General features: G+C 56.8%; 14 protein-coding genes. 6 read left to right on the top strand and 8 right to left on the bottom strand.

From position 1 onward, the window contains the following. Positions 1-97: 97 nt before the first annotated feature. The 4 genes from pykF to E0L20_RS13825 all read right to left on the bottom strand — a co-directional run bounded on the left by pykF (position 98) and on the right by E0L20_RS13825 (position 4,424). Complete coding sequence (gene pykF / locus E0L20_RS13815) at positions 98-1,519, bottom strand: pyruvate kinase PykF (RefSeq protein ID WP_131634437.1); 1,422 nt, start codon at positions 1,517-1,519, stop codon at positions 98-100. A 7-nt stretch (positions 1,520-1,526) separates the two neighbouring features. Then, positions 1,527-1,823: a protein YnhH gene (ynhH, locus tag E0L20_RS24285; RefSeq protein ID WP_427854509.1), complete on the bottom strand. Its 297-nt coding sequence runs from the start codon at positions 1,821-1,823 to the stop codon at positions 1,527-1,529. Between the two features lie 73 nt (positions 1,824-1,896). Further along, positions 1,897-3,042 carry a trans-sulfuration enzyme family protein gene (locus E0L20_RS13820; RefSeq protein ID WP_131634438.1) on the bottom strand — a complete coding sequence of 382 codons (1,146 nt, stop codon included), beginning with the start codon at positions 3,040-3,042 and terminating at the stop codon, positions 1,897-1,899. 11 nt (positions 3,043-3,053) lie between these two features. Continuing rightward, positions 3,054-4,424, bottom strand: coding sequence for a pyridoxal-phosphate dependent enzyme (locus E0L20_RS13825; RefSeq protein ID WP_131634439.1), 1,371 nt, complete (start codon positions 4,422-4,424; stop codon positions 3,054-3,056). Positions 4,425-4,824: 400 nt separating this feature from the next. Between E0L20_RS13825 and E0L20_RS13830 the strand changes: the two genes are divergently transcribed. From E0L20_RS13830 to fumD, 4 genes are all read left to right on the top strand, one after another. Then, the gene (locus tag E0L20_RS13830) at positions 4,825-5,847 is read left to right on the top strand and encodes a methionine ABC transporter ATP-binding protein (RefSeq protein ID WP_131634440.1); all 1,023 of its coding nucleotides are present in this window, start codon (positions 4,825-4,827) and stop codon (positions 5,845-5,847) included. Further along, complete coding sequence (locus tag E0L20_RS13835; RefSeq protein WP_028017271.1) at positions 5,840-6,508, top strand: methionine ABC transporter permease; 669 nt, start codon at positions 5,840-5,842, stop codon at positions 6,506-6,508. The genes E0L20_RS13830 and E0L20_RS13835 overlap by 8 nt, the downstream gene beginning before the upstream one ends. A gap of 23 nt (positions 6,509-6,531) precedes the next feature. Next, entirely contained in the window at positions 6,532-7,344 is an 813-nt protein-coding gene (locus E0L20_RS13840; protein WP_010430254.1) for a MetQ/NlpA family ABC transporter substrate-binding protein, read from the top strand. 109 nt (positions 7,345-7,453) lie between these two features. Continuing rightward, entirely contained in the window at positions 7,454-7,663 is a 210-nt protein-coding gene (gene fumD, locus E0L20_RS13845) for a fumarate hydratase FumD (protein WP_008500615.1), read from the top strand. Here fumD and E0L20_RS13850 read toward each other — a convergent pair. Genes E0L20_RS13850 through E0L20_RS13865 form a run of 4 tightly spaced genes read right to left on the bottom strand, consistent with a single transcriptional unit; the run spans position 7,644 to position 10,705 of the window. Beyond that, positions 7,644-8,330 carry an amino acid ABC transporter permease gene (locus E0L20_RS13850; RefSeq protein WP_131634441.1) on the bottom strand — a complete coding sequence of 229 codons (687 nt, stop codon included), beginning with the start codon at positions 8,328-8,330 and terminating at the stop codon, positions 7,644-7,646. The two genes, fumD and E0L20_RS13850, sit on opposite strands and share 20 nt — an antisense overlap. Beyond that, on the bottom strand, positions 8,327-9,058 hold the full coding sequence (locus E0L20_RS13855; RefSeq protein ID WP_131634521.1) for an amino acid ABC transporter permease: 732 nt from the start codon (positions 9,056-9,058) through the stop codon (positions 8,327-8,329). The genes E0L20_RS13850 and E0L20_RS13855 overlap by 4 nt, the downstream gene beginning before the upstream one ends. Next, positions 9,058-9,873, bottom strand: a complete 816-nt coding sequence (locus tag E0L20_RS13860; protein ID WP_131634442.1) for an amino acid ABC transporter ATP-binding protein — start codon at positions 9,871-9,873, stop codon at positions 9,058-9,060. The genes E0L20_RS13855 and E0L20_RS13860 overlap by 1 nt, the downstream gene beginning before the upstream one ends. A 1-nt stretch (position 9,874) precedes the next feature. Further along, complete coding sequence (locus E0L20_RS13865; RefSeq protein WP_131634443.1) at positions 9,875-10,705, bottom strand: ABC transporter substrate-binding protein; 831 nt, start codon at positions 10,703-10,705, stop codon at positions 9,875-9,877. 244 nt (positions 10,706-10,949) lie between these two features. Between E0L20_RS13865 and E0L20_RS23885 the strand changes: the two genes are divergently transcribed. Both E0L20_RS23885 and E0L20_RS13870 read left to right on the top strand, forming a co-directional pair. After that, on the top strand, positions 10,950-11,117 hold the full coding sequence (locus E0L20_RS23885) for a hypothetical protein (RefSeq protein WP_165500716.1): 168 nt from the start codon (positions 10,950-10,952) through the stop codon (positions 11,115-11,117). A gap of 144 nt (positions 11,118-11,261) precedes the next feature. Next, positions 11,262-12,668 (top strand): DUF1996 domain-containing protein, encoded by a 1,407-nt coding sequence (locus E0L20_RS13870; RefSeq protein ID WP_131634522.1) that lies wholly within the window; start codon positions 11,262-11,264, stop codon positions 12,666-12,668. Positions 12,669-12,746: the final 78 nt, after the last annotated feature.

The following is a 12,746-nucleotide window of genomic DNA, read 5'->3' on the forward strand; positions in this document are numbered from 1 at the left end:
ACCCGATTTGCTTTTTGAATAGATTTGGCTAATGCCGGGAATAAAAAAAGCGCCCCGCAGGACGCTTTTTATCAAAAATTAATTCGTTCGGGAATTATTACAGCACGTGAACAGATGCGGTATTGGTTGTACCGGCTGGTACCAGTGCACCTGAAACCATCACCACAACGTCACCTTTCTGTGCCAGACCCTGGTCAACGAGCTGCAGGGCAACTTCTTTACCCAGACGGTAGAAATCATCGGTAGACGCGATCTCTTTCACCAGGTGTGGAACCACGCCTTTGCTCAGCACCAGCTGACGCGCGGTGGTTTCGTTGGTGGTCAGCGCCAGGATGGTGGCATCCGGGAAGTATTTACGGATAGCGCGCGCAGATTTACCGCCCTGAGTGGCAACCACGATCAGCGGTGCTTCCAGTTTCTCAGCAGTTTCTACCGCACCGCGGCACACGGCTTCGGTGATGCGCAGTTTGCGGCTGTCGTTGTTGTAGTCCAGACGGCTGGTCATCACGCGGTCAGTACGCTCGCAGATGGTCGCCATGATAGACACGGCTTCCAGCGGGTATTTACCTTTTGCGGATTCGCCGGACAGCATCACGGCATCGGTACCGTCGAGGATGGCGTTAGCCACGTCGCCTGCTTCTGCGCGGGTCGGGCGTGGGTTTTTGATCATGGAGTCCAGCATCTGCGTTGCAGTGATAACCACTTTACGCGCGCGAACGCATTTCTCGATCATCATCTTCTGCGCGAAGATCACTTCTTCAACCGGGATTTCAACGCCCAGGTCGCCACGCGCAACCATGATGCCGTCAGACGCTTCGAGGATTTCGTCGAAGTTGTTCAGGCCTTCCTGGTTTTCAATTTTGGAGATGATCTGGATGTTTTCGCCGCCGTGTGCTTTCAGGTGCTCACGGATTTCAACGACGTCAGAACGTTTACGGATGAAGGATGCCGCAACGAAATCAACACCCTGCTCGCAGCCGAAGATCAGGTCTTGTTTGTCTTTTTCAGCCAGCGCCGGCAGTGCGATGGAAACGCCCGGCAGGTTAACGCCTTTGTTCTCGCCCAGGTCGCCGTTGTTCAGCACTTTACAAACAACATTTTTGCCTTCGATAGCGGTAACTTCCATACCGATCAGGCCGTCATCCACCAGAACGGTGTTGCCAACGGCGAGATCGCTGGTGAAGCCTTCGTAAGTCACGGCAACGATTTCGTTGTTGCCCACAACAGACTTGTCGGTGGTGAAGGTAAAGGTCTGACCCGCTTTCAGGGAAACGTCGTTGCCGCCTTCCAGCTTGATGGTGCGGATTTCAGGACCTTTGGTGTCCAGCAGGATCGCTGCTTTCTTACCGGTCTTGCTCATCACGTTGCGCAGGTTCTGGATACGTTGACCGTGCTCAGCATAGTCGCCGTGGGAGAAGTTCAGACGCATCACGTTCATGCCAGCGTCCAGCATTTTGGTCAGCATCTCTTCAGATTCGGTTTTCGGGCCGATAGTACAAACAATTTTCGTCTTTTTCATGACAGTCTTAGTCTTTAAGTTGGGAAGGATATGGAAATCTCGCTCCAGGGGCGCAGTGCCGCGGAGTCAAACCTGTGTTGCAAAAGAGTATATGACACGCACTAAGGATAGGAGACATCAAATGAGCGTGCAGAAGAAAGTGTGCCTGAGTGACAGCCCAACGAAGGAGTGGAGAAGTTGTACGTTGTTTTTTGTATTCCAAGCGCTGAAACCATTCACCAGGGATTTGGCGCGCATTATACGCTGATTTTAAGATAAAAGGAAAATGGAAACGGTGTTTCAGAAATAATCTGTGCAGTTTCACATAATATTGTTATCAAGGCGTTAAGGCATAATGACAACTTATGGCGGCAGGGGAGTGACCTGCCGCGTTTTGCTTATTTTTGCAGCGCCTGGCTAAGGTCGGCGATCAGGTCTTTTGCGTCTTCGATGCCCACGGACAGGCGGATTAGCTGCGGCACAATGCCGTTTGCCAGCCGTTGCTCAAGCGGAATAGACGCGTGGGTCATGCTGTAGGGCTGGCTCACCAGGCTCTCCACGCCGCCCAGGCTTTCTGCGAGGGTGAACAGCTTGAGGTTGCGGATCACCTCGGTGGCGCGTTGCGCATCACCTTTTACCACGACGGAAATCATGCCGCCGGGCAGCGCCATCTGCGTGCGGGCAAGCTGATATTGCGGATGCGATTCCAGGCCGGGATAGAAAACCTTTTCGACCAGAGGATGCTGTTCAAGCCATTGCGCAATCTCCAGCGCGTTAGCGCTGTGCTTTTCCATGCGCAGGGCAAGGGTGCGGATCCCGCGCAGGGTCAGGAAGCTGCTGAAGGGATCGAGCACGCCGCCGACGGCGTTTTGCAGATAGCCCAGCTTATCCGCCAGTTCCTTGCTATCCCCGACAACCGCCAGCCCGGCCACCACGTCGGAATGGCCGTTCAGGTATTTGGTGGCGGAGTGCACGACGATATCAAATCCCGACGCCAGAGGACGGTGAATGACCGGCGAGGCGAAGGTATTGTCCGCCACGCTGATGACGTGATGACGACGGGCAATGTCGGCAATTGCCGCCAGATCCGCCAGCTTCAGCAGCGGGTTGGTTGGCGTTTCCACCCAGACCATACGCGTATCCGGGCGTATGGCGGCCTCCAGCCCGGCTAAATCGTCCGGTTTAACCCAGCTTACCTGCAGGCCGGTGCTGCGCTTGCGCACGTTTTCAATCAGGCGGTACGTCCCGCCGTAAACGTCATCAATGGCGACGATATGGCTGTCTTTGTCCAGCAGCTCGAGCACGGTGGAGATGGCCGCCAGGCCGGAGGCAAAGGCGTAGCCGCGCGTGCCGCCCTCCAGCTCGGCAATCGCCGTTTCCAGCGCGTGGCGGGTGGGGTTGCCGCTGCGGGAATACTCGTAGCCGGTATGTTCCCCCGGCGAGGGTTGCGCAAACGTCGAGGTGGCGTATATCGGCGGCATCACCGCGCCGTGCTGGTCGTTGAACTCGCCGCTGTGTACGCTCAGGGTAGCCAGGTTTTTCATCATCTATTCCTTTATTGCTGTAGACGGTTGCGCCAGGCGGTGAGGACGTCGCTGCGCGTAATCAGACCGAGAAAACGGTCATTGTCATTAATCACGGCCACCAGGCCGCGGTCGAAGATGGCGTTCAGGGCGCTTTCCGGTGCCCGTTTATCAAGGAACTCCACCTGACGCGTCATGGCCGCCGTTACTGGACGCGAGAAGCGATCGCCGTCGCCGCCGATGTGGCGCAGCAGATCCCATTCGTCAACGATGCCAACGACCTTGCCGTTATCCAGCACCGGCAGCTGGGAAATGTCGTACAGGCGCATGCGCGCCAGCACGGTGGAAAGCGTATCGTCCGGGGCGGCGGTGACGGTGGCGCCTTCATCGTGGCGCAGGGCAATGTAGTCGGAGAGGTCGCCCGCCTGCGGGCGCGTAATCAGCCCCTGCTGGCGCATCCAGTCGTCGTTAAACATCTTTGAGAGATACTTGTTACCGCTGTCGCAGGCGAAGGTGACGACGCGTTTCGGCGTGGTCTGCGCCTGGCAGTACTTCAGCGCCGCCGCGAGCAGGGTGCCGCTGGAGGAGCCCGCCAGAATGCCTTCCGTTTTTAGCAGATCGCGCGCGGTGGTGAAGGCTTCGCGGTCGGTGATGCGCCAGGCGCGATTCACCCTTTCGATGTGCGCCAGCGGCGGAATGAAGTCTTCGCCAATCCCTTCCACCAGCCAGGAACCGGCCTCCCGGTACTGCCCGGTCTCAACTTGGTCGGCCAGCACGGATCCCGCCGGGTCGGCAAGGACGAATTCGGTATGCGGTGAGTGCTCGGCGAACCACGCCTGCAGGCCGCCCAGCGTACCGCCTGAACCCACCCCCACCACGATGGCGTCGATATAGCCGTCAAGCTGCTCGTACAGTTCCGGTGCCGTCGTGGTGCTGTGCGCCAGCGGGTTGGCCTCATTATTGAACTGGTCGATGTAAAACGCGCCGGGCAGCTCGTTGGCCAGGCGCTGAGCGTAGTCCTGGTAATAGGCCGGATGCCCCTTATTCACGTCGGAGCGGGTCAGCACCACCTGGGCACCCAGCGCGCGCAGGTGGAAAATTTTCTCGCGGCTCATTTTGTCCGGCACCACCAGGATCAGCGAGTAGCCTTTCTGGGCGGCGATCAGCGCCAGGCCGAGACCGGTATTCCCCGCGGTTGCTTCAATAATCGTGCCGCCCGGCTGCAACAGGCCCTTGCGCTCGGCTTCGTTAATCATCGACAGCGCAACGCGATCCTTAATCGAGCCGCCGGGATTTTGGTTTTCCAGCTTCAGAAACAAGGAGCAGGGACCGGTATCCAGTTTGTGCAGCTGGATAAGCGGCGTGCGGCCAATCAGTTCGGTGACGGAGTGATAGATCGTCATGGTCATTTCCTTTGGTGAGGTCATGACCGGATGATAGGACCATGAAAATTTCTCAATAAAGAACGTTTCACTGCCTTTTAGAACAGAAAGGAATATTCAGCCTGTTTTCGGATGTAAGGACAGCAAGACGTAAAGTTGTCTGGATGTGGGGATGGCTATATCGGGATAAAATGCTGCAAAAATAACCATTTTTTTAGAGTGTCAGCCAATGAATATGCGTAGGGCAGATAATCATTGCTGAAAATGATCTAAATGCTTGCCGCCCGTTAAATCCGCTGTTTATTTCTGGAAGTTATAACAAATTCTTTTTTGTTCATTTAAAACCTGATAACGCCTGTTTACACTCATTTGGACATCCATACTGCTAAACCGCCATGTGCGGAACGGATAACGAATAAGAATGATTGTACTGAGCAATATTTCTAAGGTTTTTGACAACGGAAAGGTGGCGCTCACAGCCGTTGATAACGTCAATTTGACGATCGCACAGGGACAAATTTACGGGATTATCGGTTACAGCGGCGCCGGTAAAAGTACGCTTATCCGCCTGCTGAACGGTCTGGAAAAACCGACTACCGGCAGCGTAACCATCAACGGGCAGAATATTTCTGCCGCTAAGGGCGAAGCCTTACGTCAGGCGCGCCTGAAAATCAGCATGGTGTTTCAACACTTCAACCTGCTGTGGTCACGCACGGTCAACGAGAACATCGCGTTCTCGATGCAGATCGCGGGCGTGCCAAAGGCCAACATTCAGGCCCGCGTTGCCGAGCTGGTGGAGCTGGTTGGCCTGACGGGGCGTGAGAATGCTTACCCGTCCCAGTTGAGCGGCGGGCAAAAACAGCGCGTCGGCATTGCGCGCGCGCTGGCGAATAACCCGGACGTGCTGCTCTGCGACGAAGCCACGTCCGCGCTTGACCCGCAGACCACCGATCAGATCCTCGATCTGCTGCTGGACATTAACCGCCGGTTCAAACTCACCATCGTGCTGATCACCCACGAGATGCACGTGGTGCGCAAAATCTGCGACCGCGTGGCGGTGATGGAAAACGGAAAAGTCGTGGAAGAGGGCGACGTGCTGAGCGTCTTTACCCATCCGCAGCAGCCCATTACGCAACAGTTTGTGCGTCAGGTGAGCCAGTACGCCGAAGACGAAACCTTTAATACCGAGCTGGCAACCGAGCTGGAAGGCGCGGTGATCAAGCTGACCTTTACCGGACACAGCACGCACAGGCCGATTGTCGGAGAGCTAACGCTGCGCTACGGCCTGCCGTTTAACATCCTGCACGGGAAGATGACGCAAACCGCCCACGGCGTTTTTGGGCTGCTCTGGGTGCACGTCGTGGCATCCGATGAACAACTGAACAATATCCTCGCCGACCTGCAGCAAAGCGATATTGAAGGCGAGGTGATTAAACATGGCTGAGAATCTCTTTCCGCATCTCAAGTGGGATCAGCTCTGGGCGGCGACGCTCGAGACGCTGTACATGACCGCGCTCTCCGGCGTAGCGACGTTCGTTCTTGGGATTGTGCTCGGCCTGGCGCTGTTTTTGACCGCGCGCGGCGGCCTGTTCCACAACCGAACGGTCTACAGCGTCATTTCGATTGTGGTGAACGTGTTCCGCTCCATTCCGTTCATCATCTTGATCGTATTGCTGATCCCGTTCACGAAAACCATCGTGGGGACCATCCTCGGGGCAAACGCGGCTCTGCCAGCGCTGATTGTGGGCGCAGCACCGTTCTACGCACGCCTGGTGGAAATCGCCCTGCGTGAAGTGGACAAAGGGGTTATTGAGGCAACGCGCTCGATGGGCGCACGACTGAGCACGCTCGTGTTTCGGGTTTTACTGCCGGAATCATCACCTGCACTGGTTTCAGGTATTACGGTGACGCTGATTGCGCTGGTGAGCTACAGCGCAATGGCGGGGGTGATTGGCGCCGGCGGTTTGGGAAATCTGGCTTATCTGGAAGGATTCCAGCGCAACCATGGTGACGTCACGCTGGTGGCAACGGTGACCATTTTAATCATCGTTTTCATTATCCAGTTCTGCGGCGATGTCATTACTTCACTGTTAGATAAACGCTAATAAATACACACAGGAACCACATCATGAAAAAGACACTGACGCTGATCGCCGCCGCAACCCTGAGCGCCCTGAGCTTTGCCTCCTGGGCCGACACGCTGACCGTAGGCGCGTCCAACACGCCTCATGCCGAAATTCTGGAGCAGGCGAAGCCGATTCTGGCGAAGCAGGGTATCGATCTGGAGATCAAACCGTTCCAGGACTACATTCTGCCCAACACCGCGCTGGCAGGCCGTGACATTGACGCCAACTACTTCCAGCACATCCCTTACCTGAACAGCGTGCTGAAAGATCATGCGGGCGACAAGGACTACGATTTTGTCAGCGCCGGTGCGATCCACATTGAGCCTATCGGCATCTACTCCAAAAAATACAAGTCGCTGAAGGATCTGCCTGAAGGCGGCAAGATCATCATGCGTGACGCCGTTTCCGAAGAGGGCCGTATTCTCTCCATCTTTGAAAAAGAGGGCGTCATCAAGCTGAAGCCGGGCATCGATAAAGTGACCGCGCGCATCAGCGATATCGTTGAGAACCCGAAAAAGCTGCAGTTCACGCCTAACGTTGAAGCCTCTCTGCTGCCGCAGATGTACAACAACGACGAAGGCGCGGCGGTGGTGATCAACGCCAACTACGCGATTGATGCCGGTCTGGACCCGGTTCACGATCCGATTGCGGTAGAAAGCGGTGAAAACAACCCGTACGCCAACATCATTACCGTGCACCGCGGTGATGAGAAGAAAAAAGATATCGTCGCGCTGGTGAACGTGCTGCATTCTAAAGAGATTCAGGACTGGATCCGCACCAAATACAAAGGCGCGGTCATTCCCGTAAACAACTAATTAATTGATTTAACAGACGAAGCCCGGTGAGTCTCTCGCCGGGCTTCTTTTTTGTATCCGGCCGATGAATCATTTAAGCTGAATGCTTTAGGGCAATGGAGTGAAGGCAATGGGCAATGTGACTAAAGACGAAGCGCTGTACCAGGAGATGTGCCGGGTCGTCGGGAAGGTGGTGCTTGAGATGCGTGATTTAGGGCAGGAGCCAAAGCATATTGTCATTGCCGGCGTGCTGCGTACCGCGCTGGCGAACCAGCGCGTTAAGCGCAGTGAGTTGACAACCGAAGCGATGGAAACGGTGGTTAAGGCGCTGGCTGGCTGAACCGCAGGCGTTTCGCCAGCTGCTCCAGCGAGCAGCAGAGCAGGTAATAGACCACGCCCGTAAAGATAAAAATGGCCGCCGGGTAAATCTGCACCCGGTTGTTCACCTGACCCGCCACCGTCGTCAGTTCCGGCACGTTCACGATAAACGCCAGCGACGTATCCTTCAGCAGGCTGATAAAAATCCCCACCAGTGACGGCAGAATATTGCGCATCACCTGCGGCAGCAGCACGCGCCACAGGGTTTGCCCGGTGCTGAACCCTTGCGTCAGTGCCGCTTCGTACTGGCCTCTGGGCAAGGCGTTTAGCCCGGCGAGCACGGTGTGCATCACCGACGCTGCCGTAAACCAGGCCAGCGCCAGCGTCACGGTAAGGGCACCCGGCAGATCGCCGCCCGTTATCAGCGGCAGCAGATACCACATCCAGAAAATCACGAAGATGAGCGGAATGCCGCGTATCAACTCTGCCCACAGAAACAGCGCTCTGCGCACGAGTCCTGGATATCGCCATGCCAGGCAGGCAAGGGCAAACCCGCCGGGCAGGGCCAGCAGCGCCGCACCTGCCGCCATCATCAACGAGAGCAATACCCCGCCAGGCTCACCGCTTGCCATGCGTCCCCACAGCAGGTAGTCCAGGTTTTCAGTAATCACATGCAGTCCGGCAATCATATGTTCTTCCCTGCGTGGGGGCCGAAGCGCGCCAGTACCATCCCAAGCACCACGCCGGTAAGCAGGTACAGGGCGGTGCCTACGGTAAAGGCCTCCAGCGCGTGCGCGTTGTAGCTTTCGATCTGCCGCACCTGATAGGTGAGTTCGGCAAAACCAATGCCGCTGGCGAGCGAGGAGAGCTTCATCAGGTTAAGGTACTGCCCGACGACGGGCTGCCAGGCATTGGCCAGCCCTTGCGGCAGAAGGATGTAGCGAAAGCGTCGCCATGTGGAAAACCCCTGAGCCAGCGCCGCTTCCTGCTGTCCGGCGGGCACCGAGCGTAGCCCGGACGCCACCTCTTCAATCAAAAAGGCCGAAGTGAACACCCCTAAACCCCAGGCAGAACATAAAAATTCCGGCGTGAACCACCAGACGTCGCCGGGCAAAATCGACCATGCGTGATCGGCATTCACGACGTCCCGAAACCCGAGCGGCAGCCCGTTCCAGGCGGCGAAGTACCAGAACAGGAGCTGTACCAGCAGCGGCGTATTGCGAAACAGCGAAACCCAGCCGCTGACGACGGCATGCCCGAACCGTCCTGCGGAGAGGCGCAGGAGCAGAAACAGCAGCGCCAGCAGGCTGGCAAGCATTATCCCCGCGAGCGTAACCCACAGGGTAGTGATGAAGCCGGATACTATCCACTGCAGGGGCTGCCCGGTCAGCACTCCCTGCCAGTCGAGCGCGGGCATCACGGCTGCTCCTGGTGAAGCGGGTCGAGCACTTTTTGCAGGAACCGCTGCGCGCGCGGATGCGACGGTTGATTGAAAAATTGCGCAGGCGGGGCGGTTTCGAGAATGTGCCCGCCGTCGATAAAGACGATCCGGTCAGCAATCTCCCGGGCAAACTGCATCTCGTGCGTCACCACAATCATGGTGATCCCGCTGTGGGCGAGAGCCTTCATCACAAACAGCACTTCACCAATCATCTCAGGGTCGAGGGCTGACGTTGGCTCATCGAAGAGAATGATCTGCGGCGACGAGGCCAGCGCGCGGGCAATCGCCACGCGCTGCTGCTGGCCGCCGGAAAGCTGCGCGGGAAAATGATGGGCTTTTTCCAGCATCCCGACCTTCTCCAGCAGCGCCAGCGCGCGCTCCTGCGCGGGCAGCGGCTTCCAGCCGTGCACATGCTCCAGCGCCAGGGTGATGTTCTGGCTGGCGGTGAGGTGGGCGTAAAGGTTGAACTGCTGGAACACAAAGCCGACGCGGCTGCGGAGCTGGCGCAGTGCCGCAGTGGCAAGCCGGGCGGTGGGTTTGTTATCGATCAGGATGTCGCCGTCACTGAGGGTTTCAAGCTGGTTGATCAGGCGGATCAACGTTGATTTCCCTGAACCGGACGGGCCGAGGATGGCAACGACTTCGCCAGGCGCAATGCTGAGGTTAATGCCTTTTAATACCTCATGGTCGCCGTAGCGTTTTACGACGTCACGAAACTCGACGCTGGCCTGTTCCAGATGTGAAAAATCCGCGGCACCGGCCGCGGAGTGTGAAAATAAACCTGAGAGCATATTACTGGGCTTCTATTTCAAAGGCGCGAGGCTGTGGAGCGGGCGTGTTTGGGCCGAACCAGACATCGTAGATTTTTGCCGCCTGGCCGTTCTTCTCGAGATTAACCAGCTCATCGTTCACAACCTTCAGCAGCGCCGTTTCGCCTTTTTTCACCCCAACGCCGATCTCTTCCTTGCTGAGCAGATCGGGCAGGATTTTAAAGTTCGCCTTATCCGGGGCCTGCGCCAGCAGGCCGGCCAGAATGGTGCTGTCCTGGGTGATGGCCTGGACGTTGCCGTTGCGCAGCGCCGTTAGCGCCAGCGGGATGTCGTCATAGGAGAGCACGCGAGACTGCGGGAAACGCTGGTGCAGCGCCTGTTCGCCCGTTGTTCCTTTTACCGCGCCAATGCGCGCACGGCTGTACTCATCCAGCCTGTCAGGGGATTTCGCCGGTACCAGAAACTGCTGCCCGGTCACGAAATAGGGAGTGGAAAAATCAATCACCTGGGCACGCTCCGGCGTAATGGTGATATCGGCCACGATCAGATCCGCTTTGCCGGACTGCAGCAGCGGGATGCGGTTGGCCGGATTGGTCGCAACCAGCTCCAGCTTCACGCCGAGCGCTTTTGCCAGCGCCCTGGCAAAGTCGACGTCATAGCCCACAATGTCATGCGTTTTTGCGTCAACGGAGCCAAACGGCGGGTTGGCGTCGAAGGTGGCGACTTTAACCACGCCCGCGGCCTTAATATCCGCCAGCTGGTCCGCCTGGACCGTCGTCGAAAGCATGCCGCCTGCTGCCAGTAAGCCCAGCGCCAGCGCCAGTTTTTGATACGATTTTTTGTCTGCTGCCATAGTAATAGGTCATCCCGTCATTTTTGTTGTGTCCCGTTACGCTCCCATAAGCAAACCCTATCGACAAATACCAAATCGTTCTTTGCTATGAGAGAAAAAGCATTAGTGAACAAGGTGTTACCAACAGGTTAATGACAGGGGCTGCTATTTGCAGATCCTGCACATCAACAGTCGATATTGATATTTCCAGACGGATACGTTGGGTGCTTTACTGAGGACAGGTGAAGCGAAGAGGGTAAAGACGATGAAAAAATGGATCAGCACGTTACGGCGGTTTTTTGCGACCCGGCAGGTCAACGCGGAGAACAGCGCGCAACGTGTTCTTGAGTCTGTCCTGCCAGTCGCCAGCCTTTACGGCGTGGACGTTGCCAACATCGACCCGGAGTGGTTCCATGATAAAACGTCACGCTGAACTGCGCCTCACGCGCAAAATTTACTGGAATGAGCTGTGCGTTACGTATGTAAAGTGACGATAAACGGAAAAGTACGCTGCAAATCATTCGGTTAACCAACCTGCTTTTGTTACCAATGTGTCCTTTCACTCATGGAGAAAATGATGAAACGGACCACGTTAGCAACGGCACTTTCGACCCCCGCGCTATTTTTTGCACTTCATGCGGCCTATGCCGCGCCTCAGGCACATGTTGTCTGCGGCTATTCCCACACCCTTGGCGATGACGCCATCATGATGTTCGGCATGCCCAACGAGGCCATGCTGCATGACTTCTTCGGCAACGCGCACACCGACGCGGGTTCAGGCCGTGAAAGCCTGCGCAAGCTTGAAGACACAACCTGTGATAACAAAGCGGACAGCTCGGCATACTGGGCGCCTTCGCTGCGGCTGCCTGACGGCACCGTCGTAAAACCGGCGTATCAAAAAACCTATTATCAGGCTTCGAACGTGGAAACCTGGCCGCTGCAGCCGTTCCCGGCGGGGCTATCGCTGCTGGCGGGCGATCACCACGGCACCGCGCCTAACCCGCACATCTCCTTCTTATGTGCCAACGGCAAAGGTTACACCACCAAAACGGGTGAAATTTGCAGGTTACGTAAGGCGGGAGATGCCGTGCAGTTTAATATCGGGATCCAGTTCCCCAACTGCTGGGACGGCGTGAACCTCAAGCCCGCTCACGGCATGACCAACGCGGCATACGATACCCATGGGCAATGCCCGACGGCGTTTCCGGTGAAAATCCCAACGGTGAACATGAATATCGCCTACGTGCTCCCGACGGTCTCGTCGCTGGATACCGCCAAAGCCCAGCTTTCGCTCGATCCCATTATGCATGGGGACGAACGCGAAGAGCGCTGGGGAAGCCTCTATACCGCGCATGCTGACTTTATGAACGGCTGGACCGACGATGCGGCGCGCTTTATGACCGACCTGTGCATGAACCGGGGGATAGACTGCGGCACGACCGTGCCTTACGGTTACTCGAAAGCGCAGGCGAACGTCTGGCTAAGCAGCCTGGAGCCTGACCACGCTCAGCCGCAGCCGCAGGTGTTGCTGGTGCAGGATAACTGGCAGACCGGAGGCCGTAGCAAAAACAGTGAAACCCTCTCGCTGGTGAAGTTTAAAATCCCGCCATTACCGGCAGGGCAGGATCCTTCTCTGTTTAAATATCGCGTACGCCTCTACGGCGGTAAGGTAGAAACTAACGGTGCCGATCAAATCTTCTTCTATCCGGCCCGCAGCGACTGGAACCCCGCGACGGTCAGCTGGGCTACCCGCCCGGCGTGCAATTATAAATCGGATGCCGTGCTGTATCTGAACCACTCCCGGGAGTACCGCATGGTGGACGTGGACAAAGCCGTTCGCAGGGCGCTGGCGGAAGGTAAAACCGAGATTTCATGGTACATCGGCGGCGATCGTCAGGGAAACCATTATCAATTTGAGACCTCAGCTTCGCCTCAAAGCCTGATCCTGATGCTGACCGGATTCAAAAAGACGCCAGAGATCTGATAACACGCGCGTTATTTTGTCCTCATCGTCGTTAGCTGGTAATGTCGACAGCCCGAATGACTGCCCCCGTTAACGACA

The organism is Enterobacter wuhouensis, from assembly GCF_004331265.1.
Lineage (GTDB): Bacteria > Pseudomonadota > Gammaproteobacteria > Enterobacterales > Enterobacteriaceae > Enterobacter > Enterobacter wuhouensis.